This is a genomic window from Stackebrandtia soli, assembly GCF_965137155.1.
Classification (GTDB): Bacteria; Actinomycetota; Actinomycetes; order Mycobacteriales; family Micromonosporaceae; genus Stackebrandtia; species Stackebrandtia soli.
Map to the genome: position 1 here is coordinate 18,162 of NZ_CBCRZX010000040.1, position 21,508 is coordinate 39,669.

Here is a 21,508-nt window from a genome sequence, read left to right on the forward strand (position 1 = left end):
TCGGGTTCGTGTCGCCCTCGGCGCGGCGGAGTCTCAGCACGGCAGGATGTGCGGGGCTCAGGTCTTGGGTCGTGGTTCGCGGGCGAAGGCGGTGGCGACGGTACCGATGATCAGTCCGGTGAAGACCGCCAGGGCTGTGAAGATGAAGTCCACGTCGACGGAGTTGACGGGCGGATTTCCGGCCCAGGCGGTCACGAGTTTCGCGCCGTCGTTCCTGACCGTGAAGACGATCGTTCCCAGCATGAGGAGCGCGGGGCAGCAGGCGGCGATGGCGGGCGCGTGCAGGAAACGCATCGGACCGGTCGTCACCAGCAGGTACCCCATGGTGATCAGGATGCAGGGGACGAGGAGCATGACGAGCATTGCGAAAGGGAGCAGGATCCGCGCGGCGGCCACCAAGACCACGCAGATCGTCGCGGCCGTGATCACCGCCTTCCACGGGATCGGGTTACGGCGTGCCTCGACGGCGCAGCCCAACGCCAATACGGTCGACAGGGCGCCCGAGATGAAGCCGCCCCAGAGCAGGGCCGGTTCGACGTTGGTGGGTGACTCGAGGATCGCCGCCGTCCCCGCGAGTGCCGAGGCGACGCAGAAGGAGGCGATGAGAACGCGTCGCCCCGGCGGCACCGCGGGATCTCGGACGCCCGAACCGACTCCGATCGCGACGACCGTCAACGAGACCACGATCGCGATGCTGGTGGCGGCGAACCCCGAGACATCCGCGCGGTTCAGTAGTGTGTCCGCCGCCAACCAGGCCAGCCCGCCGATGGTGGCCATAATGGAACGAAGTGGATTTCCCCGATGCGCCCAGATCGCGGCCAGAACGATCACCGCGACCATGGCCCACCGGGACTCTCGCATCCAGTAGGTGCTGTTGCCGATCCAAGCGGTCGCGTCGACGTTTCTCGGTTCGTACATCGGCTGCAGCACAGTCAGCCCGATGGACCACCAGATCGCCGCGATCGATGCCACCACAATGGATCCGAACTGTCGGACCGTGTCCTTCGTATTCCGCATCCGGGGAAGCGTGCTAGAAAGCGCTTGCTTCCGTTTCCTTCCAAGGCCCTCCGGCCGCCGCCTCCGTCTGCATTGAAATGTGCCTCAATGTGGGTGATTTCCGGGTATGCGGCTGTGGGGCGATCGGTGGACGAGTCGCCCCACAGTCGACTAGGTGTTCGGGTTCGTGGCCTTGCCGTCGAGCCAGAGCGTGTCGGAGGCGTCCCCGTGCGGCCCGCTCTTCCCGACGTGTTTGGCACTGATCTTCGGGCCCTTGGTGATGACGTGGAACAGCGCCATCGCGTGGCCGCGACCGAGGTCGTAGTCCTCCTTCAGCCACGTCACGACCGGTGTGGCCTTGGCATTCTCGTCGAAGCCGCGCTCACGGGCGAGCTCGATGAAGCGGCGGGGCGTGTTCCCGGTCTTCGCCTCGACATTGTCGAGATAGCTCTGGAACGACATGGTGATCTCCTATGTGATCGGTCTGACCGGTGTCAGGGGTGACGGCGGGACGGTTGTCACGCCACGGGAAGTTGCGGGACGCTTTTGCGGCCCAGGATCGTTGAATGGAGCTGCCCCGCACTGAGCGCCGTGAGGGCCAGAGCGAAACCGATGAGCTGGATCGGGGCCAGCGTTTGCCCGAGCACGATCGCACCCAGCGTCGCGGCCATGAGAGGGGAGAGCAGCCCGAGCAGCGCGGTCGCGACGACGGGGAGCGTCTTCAAACCGTTGAACCACAACGTGTAAGCGAGCAGTCCGCCGATGAGGCCGAGCCACAGGTAACCACCGATCGCGGGCGCGTCGAGTCGATCGGGGACACCCTCGATCAGGATCGTCGGCAGAAGGATCAGAAGCCCCCCGGCGGTGAGCTGCCATCCGGCGAAGGCAAGCGGCCCAACGCCTTCGGGCCGTCCCCAGCGCTTGGTGAGGATGACGCCGAACGCCATGCCGAGGGCGCTCGCGAGCCCCGCGACGACACCGACGACGTCCAGACGCGCGGCCGGCCCGAGCACCACAAAGGCGACGCCGACGACGCCGACGATCCCGGAGCCGAGACTCCACGGGGAGAACCGTTCGCGCAGAACGAGAACGGCGAGGACGGCGACGAGAATCGGTTGCGTCGCCCCCAACGTCGCCGCCACCCCGCCCGGCAGGCGCTCGGCCGCGACGAACAACAGTGGGAAGAACAGCCCGATGTTCAGGAAACCCAGAACGGCGGACTTCCACCACCAGTCGCGACGGGGGAGGACGCGCGCGATCACGATGGCCAGCAAACCCGCGGGCAGAGCCCGAGCCAGCCCGGCGAACAACGGGTGGCCTGCGGGCAGGAACTCGGTCGTGGCCACATACGTTGTGCCCCAGACCATCGGGGCCAGCGCGGTGATCAGGGTGAGCCCCGGCCTAGGGCCTACGGTCCTGGTGCCGACAGCCGCTGGCGCGGGTACCGGAGTCGTCGTCGTTGCGTTCACCTGACCACTATCGCCCGAACCACATCAATGAGTCCAACACATGCTTCTCATGGCAGCGATCTACAGGCAAGATGGATGAATGGAGCTTCAGCAGCTGCGGTACGTGCTCGCCATCGCGGAGACCCGCAACTTCACCCGAGCCGCTCGGCAATGCCACGTCGTGCAGTCGGCGTTGAGCCACCAGGTCAAGGCGCTCGAACGCGAACTCGGCGTCACACTCTTCGCGCGCACGAGCAGGCGAGTGGAGCTCACCGTCGCCGGTGAGGCCTTCCTGCCGCACGCGCAGGCAGCGTTGGACGCGGCCGAACGAGCGTCGGCGGAAGCCGTGTCCGCGGCGACCGGGCAGATACGGGGCAGCCTCGTCCTCGGTTTGATTCCGACCGTCACCGCTTTCGACCTGCCCGCTGTCCTGCGTGAATACCACCACGCTCACCCGCTCGTGCGGATCGCGCTTCGCGAGGCCGGGAGCCACGACCTGATCGAGGCGGTCATCGCGGGAGAGATCGACGTCGCGGTCCTGGGCCTGCCCGAATCGACCCCGCCGAGTGGCGTGCGCGTGCGGGAGTTGGCGCGTGAGCGTCATGTCGCCGTCGTCAGCGTTCGCCACCGCTTCGCGGGGCGCAAGAGACTGGCACTGGAGGACCTCGCCGACGAGCGCTTCGCCGATTTCATCGTCGGTTCCGGGGGCCGCGCGCAATGCGATGTCGCCTTCGAGTCGGCCGGCCTGACCCGTGAGGTGGTCTTTGAGGCGGCGTCGCCGGATCTCATCTGCCGTCTCATCGAACAGGATCTCGCGGTCGCGTTGCTTCCACCGGCCCTGTTGGCGCGTCGGCCGGGCCTCGTCGCGATTCCCGTCACCAGCGGTCCCAGTCGGATCCAGTTCCTCGCCTGGAGCGATTTCAATCCCAGCCCCGCGACCAGCGCGTTCCTCGACCTGGTCTGAAGGGTGTATCGCCGCTTACCCGTGCGTCATTCCCACCTCGACGGTTCGCCGTCGTTCGCGGCGATCAAAAGCACAATGGAGTATCGGTGATGGACGCTCAACGCAGTTCCGGTCGTGCGTTTGAGGAGACCCGTTTCCCGTTGTCGACGGACCGTCGTGTCCAGCCGTCATGGTTTCGGCGTTCGGGGGTTCTCCGTATTCGATCAAGCCGAGCCATCAGTTCATAGTGGATCGATGTCAGAGCCGACGGACGCGCAGCCCACCGGTCAACATCGGCAGGGAGAACCCGCCATCTGGGATATCGTTGCGGCCGACTAGGAAGGCGCGAATCCGCTCCAATGTGGCCTCTCGTTCCCGTTCCGGCATGACCAGCATCCCCGCGCGCGTCGCGAGCGTCTCGATGAGGGAGTCCACGGTTCGGTCTTGACCGTGTGGGAACTCGGCCCGCTCCGGCGAGCCGAACCGGGCGTCCACACCGGTCTTCGGAAGGTGCATGTCCGCAGTCGCGACGCGCCAGTTGCTCTGCACGTCACGTGGACCGATGGCCGCGTCTCCGGCGACCCGACCCAGCTCGGCGACCCAATCGATGCGGTCGTCCACGACGTTCCACATTCCGACGAGGACGCCCTCGGGCGCGAGGACCCTCGCGATCTCCGGTCCCGCGACGGCCATGTCGAACCAGTGCATGGCATTGCCGGCCAGCACGGCGTCGACGGAAGCGTCCGGCAGGGGTATCGCCTCGGCGCTGCCCGGCAGGGAACGGACGTCCGGCAGGGCGCGGCGGAGCTCGGTCAGCATCCCCGTGTCGGGCTCGACCGCGACGACGTCGACTCCGAGCGAGACCAGCGTGGCGGTCAGTTTTCCGGTACCGGCACCGAGGTCGAGCACTCGGGGGCCCGGGGCGTTCTCGAGCGCCCAACGCACCGCGTCCAGCGCGTAGTCCGGCCGATGTTGGGCGTACCGTGCCGCGGCCGCGCCGAATGAAGTTGCGTGCCGTCGTCGTTCGTCCTGGTCCACCCGGACACCCTATCCGCGCCGTCCGGCAACGAGCCGAATCCCGTAGCGGGCCATGAATCGACCATCGCCGCCACGCGCTCCCGTTCAGTTCGCCATTCGTCCATGAAGGACAGATAATGTTCTTTCTGTTGTGGCTCAGTCTGATCAACGGCCGCAGAACCACGACCACACCTGACAACGCGCGACGATCGAGTGCCGGCCACCACTGATGCTCCTATCGTGGCCCGGCGGATCGGTTGCGACGGCGTCATCTCAATGACGTCCGATGACGTTTCAGGTGCTGTCCGTGGTTTGGCAGTTCAGGCCATACCGTGGTCACCCTTCCCGGCTTGGTGGGTCTCCCATACCGTCACCGCAGAACAGCCGTGCCACGTAACCCGCCCCACCAAGCCGAAAATCCACCCGACCACCCGACCACCCGCGAAAGCGCGGCACCGTCAAACGCACCACCACGACTGACGTGCCGTACGAACCGCACCCCCGCTACGGCTTGGTGGGGCGACGTACGCGGCTCAAAAAAGACGCACCAGACGGCAAGAAAGACCCACCAAGCCGAGAGACCCGACCACCACGAACCCGAAAAGTTCCATCGCGTGGTTCAGATCCTGTCGAGGAGTTCGGCAAGCGTGTCCAAGTCTTCGCAGGTGCCGACGGCCATGATCGTGCGGACTCCGTCGTCGCGGGTGATCTCGCCTCGTGCCGCGAGGGTGGCCATGATGGCGGCCACCTCCACGATCAGCGGCCCAGGGCTGCCTCCGTCCCGCAGCTCACCGGCGATGCCGAGTAGTGCTGTACGGACGTCAGGATCGAGCGGCATGGGCTTTCTCCCCGCCCGACGGTTCAGATCTGTCGGTGCCGGTGAATCGTCGAAGGCGTCGATGCCAGGCGGGCGTTTCCGCCGCGTCGTCGAGCCACCTGGCGACCACGACGTCCGTCGACGAGTGCAGAAGTATCGACACGACGATCGTTCCCGCGATCAGGTGGAACAACAGATCGGCACCGGCGATGCCGGACTTCAGGACGATCAGTCCGTATACGACCGAGGCGAAGCCTTTGGGGCCGAACCACATCGCCGCGGCCTGCTCACGCAGATTGAGGCGGGCTCCCAAAAAGGAGAACCAGAGGGCGACGGGACGGGCCACGAAGATCGCCACAACGACGAAGAGCCAACCGGCCCAGGAAATCTCGGCGAGGAAAGCCGGTGAGATCAGGACGCCGAACACCAGGAGCGCCGCGAGTTTGAGCAGTTCGGCGATGAGTTCTCCGAAGTGTTCGAACGCCTGCCGTTGTCGGGAGCCGAAGGTGGCGACCGTGATCCCCGCCGTGAAGGCGGCGATGAACAGGTTGCCGTGCACCGCTTGCGCCAACGCCAGAACGACGATACCGATCGCCAAGGCGTTCAGCGGTTCGTACTGTGTGGACGCGGAGAAGAAGCGCAGACGTTCCAGGCGCAGGGCCAACCAGGGTACCGCCAACCCGATCACCAGGCCCAGTAGCAGTTCCAGGCCGAGGGCGCCCAATCCCAAATCACCTGACCCCGCGCTGATGGCAAGGAACACCATGACGAAGGGCAGGGCGATGCCGTCGTTGACTCCAGATTCCACATTGAGCAGATGACGTAGCCGGGGCGGCACCTTGTCGTTGCCGACGAGTGCGGAGGCGAACACCGGATCGGTCGGCGCCAATACCGCACCTATGAGGAGCGACTCCGGCCAGCCGAGGCCGACGATGAAGTGCGCCGCCAGGGCGGTGATGACCAGGGTCAGCGGCATTCCCCATCCGAGGGCGCGTCCCGGCAATCGCCACGCCGTGCGCAGTTGTGGCCAACCGACTTTCATTCCGTCGGTGAACAGCACGGCGAACAACGCCAATTCGGCCAGCAGTTTGACCGACGGGTCGCTCGGAGTCAGTGGTACGACACCGGTGACGCCCTCGCCCAGTACGAAGCCGGCCACGAGAAACAGCACGGCGGTGGACAGGATGGTTCTGTTCGCCAAAGAGGACAACAGGACCGCCGCCAGTAGAATCAAGGCAAAGCACAGCAAAAGGGGCACGGATTGAGCCTTTCGATCGACACTTCGCCGACCAGACTTCCCGGCACACCGTCGATCACTCTACGGTCACTCGATCGCGGGGGAGTCACCGCTCCGGGGATGTATGCCTTGACGCCGCCTGCGTCGCGTATGAACTTTCAAACATATTTGAAAGTTCCGAAATATGATGTAGATTCGACGCATGGCATCCGACGCGCACAGTACCCAGATTCCCGACCCGCCCACCTGGCAGCGGTACGCCGAGGAGGTCGGTCAGTTCCTCGAGAACGAGGGCATGCCACGCATTCACGGGCGGGTATTGGGCTGGCTTCTGGTGAGTCAGCCCGCGCATCAGTCCGCAGAGGAACTGGCCACCGGCCTCGCGTCGAGCCGTGGCTCGATCAGCATGGCGATGCAGAGTCTGCAACGTGCCGGAGCGGTCGAGCGATTCGCCGTGGCCGGTTCACGACGCACCTATTACCGAATGCGTCCCGGATTCTGGCTGACCGAGGCGTCCCAGAAGGCACGGTTGGCGCGACAGTGGACGGAGCTGGCCGATCGCGGTCTCAAACTACTGCCTGAGACCGACAACGACACTCAGCGACTTCGGGAGACGCGTGACGTGTACGCGTTCCTATCCGAACAGTACGAACGAATCGAAGAACTGTGGCGGCTACGTCAGAAGGATCACCCCCCGACATGACTCCAGTCATCGAGGTCTCAGACCTCACGTTCACCTACCCGAAAGCCCCGTCCCAAGCGATCAGCGGCATGGATTTCACCGTCCGCGCGGGCGAGGTCTTCGGCTTCCTCGGGCCGTCTGGCGCCGGAAAGTCCACCACCCAGAAGATTCTGACGGGCCTCCTGGCGGGGCACGGTGGTGCCGCGCGAGTATGGGGCAAGGAACCGGCCGAGTGGAAGAACCTCTATTACGAACGCATCGGCGTGTCATTCGAACTTCCGAATCACTATCTCAAACTCACCGGCCTGGAGAATCTGGAATTCTTCGCGTCGCTCTACCCCGGCCCCACCGCCGACCCGATGGAGTTGATGGAAAGGGTCGGGCTCGCCGAGGCCGCCAAAACGAGGGTCGCGAAGTACTCCAAGGGCATGCAGATGCGGTTGGTGTTCATCCGTGCGTTGCTTCACGGGCCAGAACTGTTGTTCCTGGACGAACCGACATCGGGGATGGACCCGAGCAACGCGCGGATCGTCAAGGAGATGATCTCGGAGTTGAGTGCCGAGGGGCGAACCATCTTCCTCACGACTCATGACATGACGACCGCGGACCAGCTGTGCGATCGGGTGGCGTTCGTGGTCGACGGGAAGATCGCCGCGCTCGACACTCCCGCCGAACACAAGATCAGCCGCAGTCGGCGCACCGTTCGTGTCACCTATCGGGACGGAGGCGTGCTTTCCCACCAGGACTTCCCAATGGACGGACTGGCGGAGGACGATCGGTTCCGGACGCTGCTCGCGACCGCCACAGTGGAGGCCCTGCACAGTCAGGAAGCCGACCTGGAAGACGTGTTCATCGACGTCACCGGCCGGAGCCTGCGATGAACGCGTTGATCGCAGCAGTACGACTCGATCTGCTTCTTCAATGGCGGTACGGGTTCTTCTATGCCGCGATCTTCTCCGTGTTGTTGTGGGAGGCGGCGATAGTCGTCCTTCCCGACGGTCTGCTCGGTCCGGCGATGCCCTACCTCATATTCGGAGACCTCGCGATCGTCGGATTCTTCTTCATCGTCGGAGCGGTCTTCTTCGAACGAGGGGAACGCACTTTGTTCGCCAACCTCGTCACGCCGATGAGATTCGGTCACTACCTGGGTGCGAAACTGGCCACGTTGACCGGGCTGAGCATCGTTCTGAGTCTGGTCATCGTGTTGTCCGGAGTGGGCTTCGACTTTTCGGTTCCCGTGTTGCTAGGAGCCGTTGTCATGTGCGCCTTGATCTTCCTGCTCGCCGGATTCATCTCCGCCACCCCATTCACATCGATCAGCGACTGGTTCATTCCATCTACTGTGGTCATTGCGGTGTTGAACATTCCGCTGATCGACTATTCCGGGCTGTGGCAACACCCCCTCATGTACCTGGTGCCAACGCATGGCTCGTTGCTGATGCTCGGTGCCGCCTTCGACCAGGTGACCCTCGACCCCTGGCAGTGGTGGTACGCGATCGGATATCAGCTGGCCTCCATCGCGGCGCTGTCCTGGGTCGCCAGACGCGCGTTCGAGCGCTTCATCGTCAATCGGGAAGGAACCGCGTGATGGCCGGTGTGATGGCGGCATATGGCCGAAACGATCTGCGAAACATACGGCGTGACTCCATGCTCCTGGGCGTGATGGCCGGGCCGTTCATCTATTCGGCCACGAGCTGGGCGGTCGAGCCGTTGACCGAGTACCTGCAGCGCGCCTACCAGTTCGATCTGACGCCCTACTACCCGCTGATAGTCAGCGCGTTCCTCGTGCTTGGGCCGATCGCCGTACTGGGCGCGGTCTGTGGCCTCATTCTCTTGGAGGACAAGGACCAGCACACCCTCGACGCACTACGCGTGACACCCGCACCACCCGCGAGTTACCCGGTGTACCGCTTGATCATGGTCGTGGTGATCGTGATGCTGTCGGAGACGGCGGCGATACTCATCTCGCCGATCACCGGCGTGTCCGACCTGGGTTGGGCGATTCCAGTGACGATCGTGTCGGGATTGTTGTCCACTGTGATCGGATTTGTCATGGCGGCCTGGGCGAGAAACAAGGTCGAGGGTCTCGCGGTGATCCGAGCGCTCGGCTTGGTGATCTTCATGTTGCCGCTCATCCCATGGTTCATCGAGTCACCGTGGAGCTGGGCGTTCGGTCTGTTGCCGTCGTTCTGGCCGGCCAAGGCCACGTGGATGGCCATGGCCGGAGAAAACTTCTGGCCGGTTGCGATGGTCGGGGCGGTCTACAACGGACTTCTCGTCGCCCTGCTCATCCGCAGGATCGCCGTTCGCCGGTGACCCGCGCATGGCCTCCGGTCATCCCCGGAGGCCATGCGCACCCCGTCCGATCGCCCCGGCGGCGAGGAGAAACCAGGTACCTCGTCGCAGCCCAGGTGTGAACCCGCTCGTGGGAGCGGTCTACGGCGGATGTGTGGTCATCGTCGGTTGGAGGGTTCCTGGTCGGCTGCCCCGCCTTGTGTCTCCGGGTCGTGTGGTGTTCCGTTGGTGTGCCCGAGTAGCCGTTTGACTTCGGCGAGTTCGCGTCGGACCGCGGTCAATTCGCCATGCAGGGTGTGCACGGACGTGAGCACTGTCGCCACGTCCGCCTTCTCCTCGTCGGCCAGAGATGAGACCTTGTCGATGACCCACGACGTCACCGCGCCGGTGATGAAGCCGATGAGTCCGATGCCCGACGCCATCAGCGCGACCGCGATGACGCGGCCCGCGGTCGTCACGGGGGACAGGTCGCCGTATCCGACCGTGGTGACGGTGACGAGCGCCCACCACAACGAATCCCCGAAGGTCTCGATCTGCGCTCCCTCCTGACCGCGTTCGGCGTCGAGGACCGCGAGAGCCGCGAGGAAGAGCACCATCGCGGTCGACCCGATCACGAAGACCGTCAGGCGGGCCTGCGCCCGATGTCTGGTGCGGCGCCACAATGCTTCGATCAGCAGCGACGTCACTCGGATCAGCCGCAGCGGACGTAGCGGGGGTATGAGCACCAGGAACGTGTCGAGCAGGTTCTTCCGCACGAACAGGAGTCGGTCGTCGGCGATGACGATCCGGGCGACGTAGTCGACGACGAAGATCACCCAGACGACGACGTCCACCGTTCCCGCGACGAACTTCGCCCACGTCGGGATGTCCGGTGCCAGGATCGGAACCGCGTAGGCGACGAGGAAGACCAGTGCCAGTACGGTCAATGGCTTCTCGGAGCGCGCCTCCCACTCCTCCACGCGGGCGAGTGGCTTGTTCGTATCGGACATGTCGAAACTTCCATGGCAGTGAGGAGAGGTCGTCTCGTTACCTCAGGTCGTGCGAGGCGCGGGTCAGGGCGTCATCCGGCAAGGCGGAGAAGTTCCGGCATACCGGTGTCGTATGCCGGAGCTTCGACAACGCGGCCGGTGGTGTTCTGACCCCGCCGGAGCCGATCTGCTGGGTAGCGAGACAACCTCCAGGTTGCTAACGACTCTCTCAGATGCCCGCCACCAGCGGAAACAGGTGGGGAGAGACGGCGCATGGTCGTCTCTAGTCCGGCATTGGCATTGCTTCCGCCGCATCGGATGTCGGGGTATCACGGCAGCACTCGGTCGTCCCGCCACGGCCAAGTCAGTGTTTGGGCGTCACGGTTAGTCACCAGGTGTCGACCGTCGTGGCCGTTGGGTGTCTCGCTCCCGAGGGTCAGCACAACGAGACCGATCACGTCGCTTGCCATGCCGCCCGAGGCTCGGCATCGGCGCACTCGACGTCCGATTGTGTCGGGTGATTTCCCGGGCTGACGCTCGGTGGCACCGCTGAAATGAGGTTGGCGAGAATGGTCAGTGGTCGGCAGAACCGACCATTGACCTGGGATTCTTTGGTCGTGGCGACAGGATTGATAGCGGGCCGCCTCCCGCGGAGTCCGGACCGTTCTCAAGGTTCATCCGAAAGTAAGGGAGTACGGGAAGCCTCGTGCTTCACTGCGGGGGCTGAGATGGCGAGTGAGGGTCGGTCACGCGAGCCTACGGTCGCTTCCCCGTCAGGAGAGCACTGTTATGCCAGATGTCATCGGCGGACAACGGTGGTCGCGCACATGTCCTTTCCGTCCTTGCGAGCGTCGTAACTGGCATACAGGGTGCGTTCCGATCGAATCGCTCGCGGCAGCAGCGTCAGCAGATGTTCAGGCACCAGATCGACCGCGTTCAACGCCTCGATTGGCAGCCAGGTGAACTTCAGCTCGGGTTCGTGACTGTCCACAACGGGCGGTTTGTACGGCCGGCCCGGCGGTTCCACGATGAAATAGAACGTCAGATCATGGGAGACGCTGCCGTCGTCCAGCTCGAAGAAGCAGTCACCCACCATTGCCAGGCGTTCGCAACTCACATGCATGCCCAGCTCCTCGCGGTACTCCCGCACGCATGCCTGCTCGAGGGTCTCTCCAACCTCGACCCGGCCGCCCGGCACTCCCCACAACTCCCGGTCGGCCAGGCTCTCCATCAGCACCTGTCCGGCCACCACGCAGATACCGGCCGCCCGAACCCGCAACGGTGATGATTCTTCCAACGCCTTCTCCCGTATGGATTCCGTTGAGGGAGCCCGTCAGATCTCCTCGACGCAAAGAACTTCGCCGCCATTGGCGATGACAAACTGCTCCCTTACGTAATATCCAGCGTTGATGCAGGTCACAAACGCATCGGGATCCTCGTCGACCACGGGAGGGTTCGGGCTTCTGTCGTACGCCATGCTGTCGTAAGGGAGCCGGCCGACGACCTTGTAGTCTGCTGAGTCCTGCTCACAAGACACCACCGTGATCTCGCCATCCGCTACGGCGTCAATACAATCTCCCACTACTGCCTCGTCCGGGTCTTTTCCCGATGAGAGGGCGTCCTTCAAGTCGTCGTAGTTGGCGATCCCGAAGAAGGCGAGGATCCCAATCACCGAAGCGACGATCCCGAGTACCTTCACGACGCTCCCCGAGTCAGAATCGGTGGACAATGAGCACTCCCGTGATTCTCGTTGGAAGGCAACAAGTCTAACGGCCTTGAGCTCCTATCGAGTTCTCTCGGTGGCCCCTGGTGCGGCTTCCCGTGGCCCGTCGATGATGACTTGCGGCATGGCCCCGGCGGAGATCCTTGACAGTGGACTGATGTGGAGGTTCGCTCTGATCGCCTCGTCCACCGTTCCATGAGGGGCAAGGTTGGTCGATCTATCGACTTACTCGTCCTTGATTTACAATCGACTCTTCTTGGGGGAGGCCACGACTCGTGGTGCGTTCAACGATTCCATTGCCTGGCGTTCGCAGCTCACTTGTGTTCTGAGGCGAGCCAGCCCGTTCAGTAGCCGACGAAATGCCGTGAACTCGCTCTGCCCACACTCGACTCCTTTGTGAACCGGCTTCGGTTCCGCCTTCGTCATTCACCGAGAACCATCCGTTACTGGTCGGGTCAGGGGATGTCGGGCACCTGGTGTTGGTTCTGAATTGATCCTGAGCACGGGTGTGGGGGCGGANCNGGCCCGCCCCCACACCCGTCGGGATATCAGCCGGTTTCACCTGCGGCGTCTACTATGGCTTCGGCCAGTCGGATGATCTCGAACAGAACTTCGCCCTTCTTCACCTCGATGGGGTCGTTCCCGCCCTTCATGGTGAAGTCCTTGACCGCCTCGCCCCGGATGCCGACGAACGCGTAGGTCTCCGGGTCGACCAGGAGTTGCTCGAACCGCCACTTCTCCACGATCCGCCCGACCGCGATCAGCTCTCGTCCGTCAACCTCGACGGTCTCGATTTCGGTGACGCCCGGAATCTGTGCCGCAGCCTGCCACAGGGCCGCTGTCACGTCCGGCGGCAGCGAGTGGACCATGAGAATCCAAGAGACCCTGCTGAACAGCTCCGCGTTGAGTTCCTCGCCGTCAAGGTCACCCCCGTACTCTTGCGTGAGCTCTTCCCTCAGAACGTCGAGCAGTTCTTCCGGATCGGTTGGTAGCGCTGAAAGCTCCGGATACTCGTTGTCCTGCTCCCACGTCTCAAGCTCTCCGGTTTCAGGATTGATTCCGGCCATCTGTGTACCGTCGGCCAGCATCCAACTCTGTTCGATAACATCCCGGTCCTGTCCTTTGGGTTCCGCGATCGAGTCCGAGATGAGATTCTGGGTCTCCACATAGATCCACTGATCGGGGCTTGGCGGGTCGAATGGTTGATCGGCGGCGTAGGCGGCTGCCAGTTCGAAGGTCTCGGCTACCGGAGATGGTTCCGTCACCTGGGATTCGTCGGTCTCCTGGCCGACGCCGGCGCCTCCGTTGCCGATGGTCGTTGCGACGACTGCCACCGCTGCGACAGCGGCCAGCGCCGTGGCGGCGACGACGAATCGCGGTTTGAGCACCCGGCGTGGTGTCTGCTCGCTCGTACGTGACTTGTCGATCTCACTCATCATGAACTCCTGCAGTTGACGCTGGCGGTCGCTCATCAGGTTCCGTTCCTCCAGTTTCGGAAGCATGCGGATCAGCTCGTCGCGTTCGTTCGAGCCGGTCTGATTCAGATTGGTGTTCACTGCGCAATCTCCTGAGCGAGCCGGACCGCATTGGTGCGGTCATCTGTTATCTGTCCATGGCGGGACGGTCGTTCCCAGTTTTCGTCAGTCGGCTGCAAAGTCCCGGCGGCAACCAGCTTGGCCAGCTTCTTACGTGCTCTCGAGAGTCGAGATCGCACAGTGCCGATCGGCACGCCGAGCGCCTCGGCGGCCTCGGAATAGTCCAGTTTGGAGAATACGCACAGTGACAGCACCTCGCGCTCGGGTTTACGCAGGGCTGCCAGTGCTGTCATGGCCTCGGCGAGTCGCTCACGTTCGTCGATGCGGGTGGTGATCTCCTCGGCGATGTCCGGCTCCACTTCCGCCTGCGGTAGACGGGCCAGCGCATTGCCGTATCGCCGAGCAGAACGACGGACATTACGGGCGACATTGGTGGCGATGCCGAGCAGCCACGGTCGCAAAGATCTGGACTCGTCGCCGACATCGAGCCGGTCTCGTAGCCGCCAGGCCTCCAAAAAGGTCAGCGACGCGACATCTTCGGCCGAGGACCAGTTCCCTGTCAACCGGAAGGCGTGGTTGTAAACCGAGCGGATGTGCTCATTGAACAGTTCTCTGAACGTGTCCGGATCACCGGCGCGAAGCCGGGCGCGCATACCTATCTCCACATTCAGTACCTGTCCTGCCGACCGTCGTGGTTCCTGTGACTCGTATCACTCAGCTGCCGATTGCGACGCCCGGCGCGGCGGTGACGCGTCGGCGTCGGTCTCGGGTTTCGTCGACCATTGCCGGATACCCCGTTGGGGAGTCTGGTTCCGGTGCCGCAGAACGGGAGGCAGATGGTCGACGGCCAGTCGATCGTGATGGTGCACGAATTGCGTACGAACTCGACGGTCGGCGCCGCCGGCGGCGTATGCATGGCGTCTCAGTCGTGCCGCCGGGCACAGCCCGGAACGGTCGCGGGATCAAGGTCCTATTAGGGGGAATCCACGTTGCGCGGTTCGTACGTTCGCCATCGTGTTCAGTGACAGGTGATGTCAGTGCCGGACATCGTGTCCCACGGAAAAATGACGGACAAGCACAGGACTCAAGTCCTGTCGGTTCAACAGATGTCGCCGTTGGTCTGGGTTTTTTTGGTCGGGACGACAGGATTTGAACCTGCGACCCCCCGCTCCCAAAGCGGGTGCGCTACCAAGCTGCGCCACGTCCCGATGTGGTCGGCGTTTGGGGACGACGACCGGAGATGAGCGTACACGACGAATGGGTCGCCGGTCGCCTTGGTAATCGTCGAGGCTCCGACGCGGTGGTGAGCTTCGACGGGTTCGGGCACAGCACCCGCGCAGGCGGATTCGGTAGGGGAGCGCGGGTCGCTTCTCGCACTCGCGGGTGTACGTCGAAACGCGTATCAGGGACGCGATCGCGCTCGGATGCCCCGGAACCCCTGCCCGGCATAGCGTCGAGCGCAGCTTCGATGTGAAAGGCAGCTGCTCATGACCCCCACCCGCAGCATGATGACGGACTCCGAACGCCGGCGAAAGGTCGCGTTCCTCGTCGCGTTCTGCTACGCCTGGGCCGCGATGTTCGGCTTCGGCGGGATCGCCGTCGAGACGATCGTCATCTACCCGAACGTGTTCCACGACGTCCCCACCTCGCTCGTGGGCGCCGTCGACTTCTTCACCGTGACCGGCCCCGCCGACTTCTTCCCGCCGATGGGTGCGGCGACCGCGCTCGCGGGCCTCGCGACGTGCCTGATCGCGCTTCCCGATCGGTCCGCGCGTCGCTGGACGTTCGCGAGCCTCGGCACGCTCATCGTGGGGGAGTTCCTGTTCTCGATGCTCTATTTCTGGCCGCGCAACGACATCATGTTCGAGGAGGGCCCAGCCGTGCATTCGGTCGACGTCCTTCGTCAGACCGCCATCGAGTTCGAGACCGGCCACTGGGGACGCATGCTGATGAGCGCGTTGACGGCGACTTTCGCGCTCCTCGCCGTCTTCGCGACATACCGTCGGCACCGACTCGAACGCGTCGATCAGGTTCGCGCCGAGTCAAGCTGACCAACGGGACCGCCGTCCACCGAGGCGACCGACCATTCCGGGAAGCCCGGCTCGGTGGCGACGGATCCGGCATCGAGTTCGGCGATGACGCGCGACGGGGACGACGACGCCGGACGCCGTGCGCTGACGGCCAATCACGCGCCGACCGTGGTCGGGCCACCCGCTAGGTTGTCCGGGCGGCCCGACCACGGCCGGATCTCGGGAGGTTGTGTGATGGCCGCAGACGGCGGTAAGACGGTTCGACGGGTGCCCCCCGCGTTCCTGTGGACGATGGGCGTCGTCGGGTCCGCGTTCTTCGGCCTGTTCGGGATCTCCGCGCTGACGACGGAAACCGGACTCAACCGCTGGTCCATGCTCGTGGGGATCGTCGGCTGGTTTCTCGTTTTCTACTGCGGCGTAACGGGTCCGAAACTGCGGCTCGATCGGGACACGTTGACCTTCGTCAGCTACACGAAGAGCGTCACGGTTCCCTACGAGGCCGTCGCCGACGTCCAGGGGATGCCCGGATGGTTGGCGATCACCTTGACGACCGGTGAGGCGCTGCGCTTCTCGTTGCGCGCGGGCGCCCAACCGAGCGCGCCCGTCTCGTCCGATCGCGCGGACGCGGTGGCGGAGGATGTGCGTCAGCGGATCGCCGACGCACGTCCCACCGGCGCCCCCATCGAACGACACCGCGTCCACTGGGGCGCCTTCGCCGTCCTCGGGATCGTCCTGACCATCGCGGGAATGGCGGGCATGCGGATGTGACGGGAGTCAGGCGGTCCGCAGCGAATGGATCGTGCTGTAGAGGCAGCCGCCCAGCAGGACGACACCGGACGCGACGCCCGCGACGATCGGGGTCCACGGTGCGGCCGAGGTGAACGCCATAATGATTCCGGCGGCCCCGAGCACGGTGAGCGCGTAGGCGGGAATGAGCATGCTCGCCTCCTTCCACACCGAGGCGAGCGGAATGAAGTGGACGCCGACGACGAGCGCGACCCACGCGACGGTCGCCTCCACGGGGGCGCCGAGTTCTTTCAGGAGCGCCGCTCCACCGAGGATCGCCACGGCTTCGAGGACGACGACGATCCAGTAGCGACCGCCGAACATCGGCGGGGCCGATCTGGTGGGCGCGTCGCCGGTGCGGCGGTGAGCGGCGATGCCACCGACGATGACGACGACCAGGCCGATTCCGGCGAGGATCTGCAGCGCCATGGCGACCGCCACGGGGAGCGGATCACCCGCGTTGACGAAGATGAACACGGTGCCGAAGACCGCGCCGATGAGTGTGCCGAGGGACTGCTGCATACGGGCGACAGTACTGTGACCTCCATCGATACGACAAGGCCGAAAGGTCTATTGTGTTGCTTCGCACGTACATCGGTGTCGATCTCGTTCGTCGGTGTGCTCGATGATCCGGCGGCGTTATCGACCTGTCATTGGGAGTTGTCATGACGGACAAGGAAAGCGCGGTCATCGTCGACATCGACGGGACCGTCGCGCTGCGAGGCGACCGTTCGCCGTACGACGAGGCCCGCGTCGGTTGGGACGCTCCCAATGAGCCGGTGATCGAGGTCGTCAAAGCGCTGCACGCGGCCGGGAACGTCATTGTTTTCGTCTCCGGCCGGACGGAGGGCTGTCGCGCGGACACCGTCACGTGGCTGGGTCTGCACGTCCCTGTCGATTTCGCGGCCCTGCACATGCGGCGGTCGGGGGACGCCCGCAAGGACTGGGTGATCAAGCGGGACCTGTACAAGAAGCACATTCGCTCGAAGTACGACGTCCTGTGCGTCCTCGACGACCGGAACCAGGTCGTCGAGATGTGGCGCGACCTCGGGTTGACCGTGTTGCAGGTGGCCGAGGGCGACTTCTGACGGCCCTCGGCGCGCTCGTGGTGGTCAGGTCTGTCGTTTGAACCAGCCGAAGATCGCCGTCGCGATGAACAGGACCCCGGCGACGATCGCGAGCCAGATCAGGCCCTTGACGACGAAACCGAGTATCGCGAGGATGAGCCAGAGCGCGAGCAGTACCAGAATGAATATCCCCATAGGGGAGATTTTGGCACGGGGCGGTTGCCGAGCGTGGCGAATCGGAGTCCAGTGCTCGGAGTCAGGGCGCGAGCGCGGCGATGATGTCGACGGCGAGTGTCACCAGTGAATGCGCGCGTTCGAGGGCTGTTCCGGCGAGGCGGTCGGTGTCGGGGTCGGTGTTCGCCTCGATCGTGCGCAGGCGGGTCAGCGCGGTCTCGACGCGATCGATGAGCACTGATCGATCGGGGGCCGGTCCGGTTAGCGCGGAGGTGATGTCGTCGAGCGGTATCCCTTGTGCCTCAAGACGTTGGATGAGTTCGACGTGGTGGATGGCGCGGGGGTCGTAGAGTCGGAAGTTGCCGTCGGTGCGGGCGGCGGGCCGGATCAGGCCAAGGCTGGTGTAGTAGTCGATGGTTCGGCGACTAACTCCACAATGGTCGGCTAGTTCGCCGATGCGCAGCAGCTCGGTGTGCATCGTTGGCGTCCTTCCCGTGCCGTCGACCTCGCGAACGGTAACCGTACAGTGCTACGTGTTAGTCTTAAGTGGTGGCCGAACCGGGTCGCTGTCACCCTTCCGAGCCACATTCCCGGCTCCATCTTCGCGGGCCGGGTGCCTTCCGCCCGTTTGACCCGTAGAGGAGAGCCACAGGTGGTCTTCAAGAAGATGCTGCGACGTCTTGGTGTCGGTGGTCCCACCGTCGATACCGTACTGCGTAGCGCCGACACCCAGCCCGGCCGCACGTTGACCGGGCAGATCGAACTCACCGGTGGCGACCACGACGCCGTCATCGAGTACATCGCGCTCAGCCTCGTGACTCAGGGCGAAGTCGGAGACGGCCAGCCGTCCGTGTTCGAGTTCGCGCGCACCATCGTGTCCGGCGAGTTCACTTTGGCAGAAGGCGAACAGCGCGCCCTTCCCTTCGAGTTCGTCGTGCCTTGGGAGACCCCGATCACGACGTTCTACGGAGAACCGTTGCGCGGCATGGCAATTGGTGTTCGGACGGAGCTCGCCGTGGCGAAGGCCGTCGACAAGGGCGACCTCGACATCGTTCGGGTGCACCCGCTCGCTTCGCACGAACGCGTCCTGGAGGCGATGGCGAACCTGGGGTTCCGGTTCAAGTCCGCCGACGTCGAGCTCGGTCAGATCCGGGGTACGCGGCAGCAGCTGCCGTTCTACCAGGAGATTGAATACTATGGACCTCCCGGCCGGATCACCGAGGCCGAGGTGACCTTCGTGACGACCGAGTTCGGTTTCGAACTGGTACTGGAGGCCGACCGGCGCGGTGGTGCCTTCTCCGGTGGCGGTGACGCGATCGGCCGATTCGACATGTCGCATGTGGACGCTGACGGTCACGACTGGGAGGGCGCGATCGGTCAGTGGCTGGACAGGGTCGCGCAGTACAGCCACCATGGTCATCACCACGACGGGCACCACGACCACGGCCATCACGGTGGTGGCGGCATGGGCGGCGTGATCGCGGGAGCGGCGGCCGGTGTCGTCGGCGGGATGGTCCTCGGTGAGGTTCTCGACGAGGTGGGCGACTCCTTCTTCGGTGAGGAAGAAGAGTAAGAGGTATCCGACTTGGTGGTGGCGGGCGACCGCCACCACCGAACGTGTGCCCGCCCGCCGACCCCTGGGGGCCTCCAACCTCCGCCCCTAAGGTGAACGTAACCCCGAAACGCTGAAGCCACGCTAAAGACCGCTGAACGGGGCTTCAGGATCGTGACGTCCTTCGTCGGTCGAGGCCGTTGACGTCGCACCCTTCCCGCCGTGCGGTCCGTGTCGCGGAACCCGATCGGAACGGGTGCGGCTCATGCGAGTGAGCACCGACATCGGCGAGTCGGCCCCGTCGCGATGATCCCGAAGCGGACGCCGCTACTGCTGGAGGCTGTCTCGTTACCAGGCAGTTCGGCTCCGGCGGGGGTCGCGGTGTTCATGGTCGAACCGCTGACGCGGTTCGACGGCGCCCGGCCACGTTGTCGAAGTTCCTTCGCCGTGCTCCAGCATTGCCGGAAGGGCATGGCCGGCACCGGTATGCGGGAACTTCTCCACCTCGCCGGATGACGCCCCGACCCGCGCCCGCGCGACCTGAGGTAGCGAGACAACCCCTCGTGAGCGGTCGGCGCCGGTATGGCGATGCCGTCGACACGGTGATCCCGATCCGCTCACGTCGAAGGCGGAACCCGGGCGGGCTCGCGAGTCTGATCGGCGCGAACCACGCGCCCCACGTTCGGCGCCCCGACCGTTTTGTACGGGATCTCGCCACAATGGCCGATCTTCGCGGCCGGGTTCACGGCTCTCGTGGTCGTCTTTCCGTTGGCGCATCCATGTTTTCGAAAATTCAGCACTATCGCGTGAATCAGCTCTAACGTTCTCGCTGCTCATGGCGTAGTCTGTGCGCGAGGGCGGCACGCCCCTCCGCCCCCGGTCGGTGGCCGTCCCCACCGAAGACCACGCGTGCGCGCGGTCGCCATCCGTAAGGACTGTTCTATGGATGTCGACGCTTCCATTCCCAAGAAATCGATTGCTCCATTCGCGACGGTGCCGGTCGGTATCGTCTCGATCGTCGGTCTGGTGTCCCTGATCCTCGTGTCGGGACAGTACGGCTGGCATCGCGACGAGCTGTACTTCCTCGCCGCGGCGGATCGACTCGACTTCGGGTACGTCGACCAACCACCCCTGACGCCGCTGCTCACCAAGATCAGCGCGTTCATGTTCGGTGACACCCCGAGCGGGGTCCGCATCCTCGCGGCCTTCGCCTTCGTGGTGATCATCGTTCTCGCCGCGATGATCTGCCGCGAACTCGGCGGCGGCCGTCTCGCCCAATCGCTCGCCGCCATCTCCGCCGCCGCCTGCGGTCAGTTCCTCGCGGTCGGACACATGGTGTCGACGAGCACCTTCGACGCCGTGTTCTGGCTCGCCCTGTCCTGGTTCTGTCTGCGGATACTTCGAACCGGCGAAACCCGGTGGTGGATCGGCGCCGGCGTCGTCGCCGGAATCGGCCTACAGAACAAGTACCTCATCGGACTACTGGCCCTGAGCCTGCTGATCGGCGTCCTCGCCGTCGGTCCCCGATCCGCCCTCCGCGGTCGGTGGCCTCTCATCGGCATCGGCATCGCGCTGGTCATCGCGGCACCCAACCTGATCTGGCAGTTCGCCAACGGTTGGCCGCAGCTGACCGTCGCCGGTGGAATATCCGGAGTGGATGGAGGCGAGAACCGCATCCTGTTCCTGCCCAGTCAGCTCTACTACCTCTCACCACTGTTGGTCCCGGTGTGGCTGCTCGGCTGGTGGAGACTGTGGATTGACGAGACGCTCCGGTGGTCCCGTCCCTTCGCCGTCGCTTACCCGGTCGCGTCGATCATCGTGCTCCTGGCCGGTGGCAAGGGCTACTACGTCGCGCCGCTGTTGCTCGTGCTCACCGCCGCCGGTTCGCCCTTGGTCGCCGAATGGGTGCGACGCGGACGCGTCATGATCCGCCGCGTCTCGCTCGTCGCGATGGCGCTCGTCGCGGCCGCGAGCAGCGCGGTCATGACCTTGCCGCTCCTTCCGCCCGGCGATCTCGGCCTCATCAACACCATCAATCCCGAACAGGGGGAACAGGTCGGCTGGTACGAGTTCGCCGAAGCCGTCGGCGAGGCGTACTCCGCGATACCCGCCGAGGTCCGAACCGACACGATCATCATCACGGCCAACTACGGCGAAGCGGGCGCGATCGAGCACTACGGCCCCGAGTTCGGGCTCCCCAAGCCCTACTCGCCGCACATGGGCTACTCCGCCTGGGGC

24 protein-coding genes and 1 tRNA gene are annotated in these 21,508 nt (G+C 64.5%); 10 read left to right on the forward strand and 15 right to left on the reverse strand.

Annotated features, from left to right (window positions below; all coding sequences use genetic code 11):
- Nucleotides 1-57: 57 nt before the first annotated feature.
- The 3 genes from ACM9NP_RS18895 to ACM9NP_RS18905 all read right to left on the reverse strand — a co-directional run bounded on the left by ACM9NP_RS18895 (nt 58) and on the right by ACM9NP_RS18905 (nt 2,363).
- Nucleotides 58-1,017 (reverse strand): hypothetical protein, encoded by a 960-nt coding sequence (locus tag ACM9NP_RS18895; protein ID WP_415648069.1) that lies wholly within the window; start codon nt 1,015-1,017, stop codon nt 58-60.
- 150 nt (nt 1,018-1,167) lie between these two features.
- Entirely contained in the window at nt 1,168-1,458 is a 291-nt protein-coding gene (locus ACM9NP_RS18900; RefSeq protein WP_415648070.1) for a DUF4287 domain-containing protein, read from the reverse strand.
- 56 nt (nt 1,459-1,514) lie between these two features.
- Nucleotides 1,515-2,363, reverse strand: a complete 849-nt coding sequence (locus tag ACM9NP_RS18905) for an EamA family transporter (RefSeq protein WP_415648071.1) — start codon at nt 2,361-2,363, stop codon at nt 1,515-1,517.
- A gap of 181 nt (nt 2,364-2,544) precedes the next feature.
- Between ACM9NP_RS18905 and ACM9NP_RS18910 the strand changes: the two genes are divergently transcribed.
- A complete protein-coding gene (locus ACM9NP_RS18910; RefSeq protein ID WP_415648072.1) occupies nt 2,545-3,408 on the forward strand; it encodes a LysR family transcriptional regulator in 864 nt (287 codons plus the stop codon).
- A gap of 237 nt (nt 3,409-3,645) precedes the next feature.
- On the opposite strand, the gene ACM9NP_RS18915 is transcribed toward ACM9NP_RS18910, so the two are convergent.
- The 3 genes from ACM9NP_RS18915 to ACM9NP_RS18925 form a co-directional block, all read right to left on the reverse strand.
- Nucleotides 3,646-4,425: a class I SAM-dependent methyltransferase gene (locus ACM9NP_RS18915; RefSeq protein WP_415648073.1), complete on the reverse strand. Its 780-nt coding sequence runs from the start codon at nt 4,423-4,425 to the stop codon at nt 3,646-3,648.
- A gap of 598 nt (nt 4,426-5,023) precedes the next feature.
- Nucleotides 5,024-5,242, reverse strand: a complete 219-nt coding sequence (locus ACM9NP_RS18920) for a hypothetical protein (RefSeq protein ID WP_415648074.1) — start codon at nt 5,240-5,242, stop codon at nt 5,024-5,026.
- Entirely contained in the window at nt 5,226-6,479 is a 1,254-nt protein-coding gene (locus ACM9NP_RS18925; protein WP_415648075.1) for a cation:proton antiporter, read from the reverse strand. Before ACM9NP_RS18925 ends, ACM9NP_RS18920 begins: the two co-directional genes overlap by 17 nt.
- A gap of 181 nt (nt 6,480-6,660) precedes the next feature.
- On the opposite strand from ACM9NP_RS18925, the gene ACM9NP_RS18930 reads away from it, so the two are divergent.
- Genes ACM9NP_RS18930 through ACM9NP_RS18945 form a run of 4 tightly spaced genes read left to right on the forward strand, consistent with a single transcriptional unit; the run spans nt 6,661 to nt 9,456 of the window.
- Nucleotides 6,661-7,161 carry a GbsR/MarR family transcriptional regulator gene (locus ACM9NP_RS18930; protein WP_415648076.1) on the forward strand — a complete coding sequence of 167 codons (501 nt, stop codon included), beginning with the start codon at nt 6,661-6,663 and terminating at the stop codon, nt 7,159-7,161.
- The gene (locus ACM9NP_RS18935) at nt 7,158-8,021 is read left to right on the forward strand and encodes an ABC transporter ATP-binding protein (RefSeq protein WP_415648077.1); all 864 of its coding nucleotides are present in this window, start codon (nt 7,158-7,160) and stop codon (nt 8,019-8,021) included. Before ACM9NP_RS18930 ends, ACM9NP_RS18935 begins: the two co-directional genes overlap by 4 nt.
- Nucleotides 8,018-8,728 (forward strand): fluoroquinolone export ABC transporter permease subunit, encoded by a 711-nt coding sequence (locus ACM9NP_RS18940; RefSeq protein WP_415648078.1) that lies wholly within the window; start codon nt 8,018-8,020, stop codon nt 8,726-8,728. The genes ACM9NP_RS18935 and ACM9NP_RS18940 overlap by 4 nt, the downstream gene beginning before the upstream one ends.
- Nucleotides 8,728-9,456, forward strand: a complete 729-nt coding sequence (locus tag ACM9NP_RS18945; protein WP_415648079.1) for an ABC transporter permease — start codon at nt 8,728-8,730, stop codon at nt 9,454-9,456. Before ACM9NP_RS18940 ends, ACM9NP_RS18945 begins: the two co-directional genes overlap by 1 nt.
- A 137-nt stretch (nt 9,457-9,593) precedes the next feature.
- Here ACM9NP_RS18945 and ACM9NP_RS18950 read toward each other — a convergent pair whose 3' ends face one another.
- From ACM9NP_RS18950 to ACM9NP_RS18975, 6 genes are all read right to left on the reverse strand, one after another.
- Complete coding sequence (locus tag ACM9NP_RS18950) at nt 9,594-10,424, reverse strand: potassium channel family protein (protein ID WP_415648080.1); 831 nt, start codon at nt 10,422-10,424, stop codon at nt 9,594-9,596.
- A gap of 778 nt (nt 10,425-11,202) precedes the next feature.
- A complete protein-coding gene (locus tag ACM9NP_RS18955; protein WP_415648081.1) occupies nt 11,203-11,700 on the reverse strand; it encodes an NUDIX hydrolase in 498 nt (165 codons plus the stop codon).
- A 36-nt stretch (nt 11,701-11,736) separates the two neighbouring features.
- A complete protein-coding gene (locus ACM9NP_RS18960; RefSeq protein WP_415648082.1) occupies nt 11,737-12,102 on the reverse strand; it encodes a hypothetical protein in 366 nt (121 codons plus the stop codon).
- 572 nt (nt 12,103-12,674) lie between these two features.
- Nucleotides 12,675-13,682 (reverse strand): CU044_5270 family protein, encoded by a 1,008-nt coding sequence (locus tag ACM9NP_RS18965; protein WP_415648083.1) that lies wholly within the window; start codon nt 13,680-13,682, stop codon nt 12,675-12,677.
- Entirely contained in the window at nt 13,679-14,314 is a 636-nt protein-coding gene (locus ACM9NP_RS18970) for an RNA polymerase sigma factor (protein ID WP_415648084.1), read from the reverse strand. Before ACM9NP_RS18970 ends, ACM9NP_RS18965 begins: the two co-directional genes overlap by 4 nt.
- 478 nt (nt 14,315-14,792) lie before the next feature.
- Nucleotides 14,793-14,869: transfer RNA gene (locus tag ACM9NP_RS18975), tRNA-Pro, on the reverse strand.
- Nucleotides 14,870-15,148: 279 nt separating this feature from the next.
- Between ACM9NP_RS18975 and ACM9NP_RS18980 the strand changes: the two genes are divergently transcribed.
- Together ACM9NP_RS18980 and ACM9NP_RS18985 are read left to right on the forward strand one after the other, a co-directional pair.
- A complete protein-coding gene (locus ACM9NP_RS18980) occupies nt 15,149-15,712 on the forward strand; it encodes a DUF1772 domain-containing protein (protein ID WP_415648085.1) in 564 nt (187 codons plus the stop codon).
- Between the two features lie 213 nt (nt 15,713-15,925).
- Entirely contained in the window at nt 15,926-16,459 is a 534-nt protein-coding gene (locus ACM9NP_RS18985; RefSeq protein ID WP_415648086.1) for a hypothetical protein, read from the forward strand.
- Between the two features lie 6 nt (nt 16,460-16,465).
- On the opposite strand, the gene ACM9NP_RS18990 is transcribed toward ACM9NP_RS18985, so the two are convergent.
- Nucleotides 16,466-16,999: a hypothetical protein gene (locus ACM9NP_RS18990; protein WP_415648087.1), complete on the reverse strand. Its 534-nt coding sequence runs from the start codon at nt 16,997-16,999 to the stop codon at nt 16,466-16,468.
- A gap of 143 nt (nt 17,000-17,142) precedes the next feature.
- On the opposite strand from ACM9NP_RS18990, the gene ACM9NP_RS18995 reads away from it, so the two are divergent.
- Nucleotides 17,143-17,565 carry a phosphatase domain-containing protein gene (locus tag ACM9NP_RS18995; RefSeq protein WP_415648088.1) on the forward strand — a complete coding sequence of 141 codons (423 nt, stop codon included), beginning with the start codon at nt 17,143-17,145 and terminating at the stop codon, nt 17,563-17,565.
- Between the two features lie 24 nt (nt 17,566-17,589).
- Here the strand turns inward: ACM9NP_RS18995 and ACM9NP_RS19000 are convergent, their stop codons facing one another.
- Nucleotides 17,590-17,739: a hypothetical protein gene (locus ACM9NP_RS19000; RefSeq protein WP_415648089.1), complete on the reverse strand. Its 150-nt coding sequence runs from the start codon at nt 17,737-17,739 to the stop codon at nt 17,590-17,592.
- A 61-nt stretch (nt 17,740-17,800) separates the two neighbouring features.
- Complete coding sequence (locus tag ACM9NP_RS19005; RefSeq protein ID WP_415648090.1) at nt 17,801-18,196, reverse strand: MerR family transcriptional regulator; 396 nt, start codon at nt 18,194-18,196, stop codon at nt 17,801-17,803.
- 174 nt (nt 18,197-18,370) lie between these two features.
- Here ACM9NP_RS19005 and ACM9NP_RS19010 point away from each other — a divergent pair, with 174 nt between their 5' ends.
- Together ACM9NP_RS19010 and ACM9NP_RS19015 are read left to right on the forward strand one after the other, a co-directional pair.
- On the forward strand, nt 18,371-19,291 hold the full coding sequence (locus ACM9NP_RS19010) for a sporulation protein (protein WP_415648091.1): 921 nt from the start codon (nt 18,371-18,373) through the stop codon (nt 19,289-19,291).
- A gap of 921 nt (nt 19,292-20,212) precedes the next feature.
- Nucleotides 20,213-21,508 (forward strand): glycosyltransferase family 39 protein (locus tag ACM9NP_RS19015; protein WP_415648092.1); only part of this gene is annotated, 1,296 nt, incomplete at its 3' end.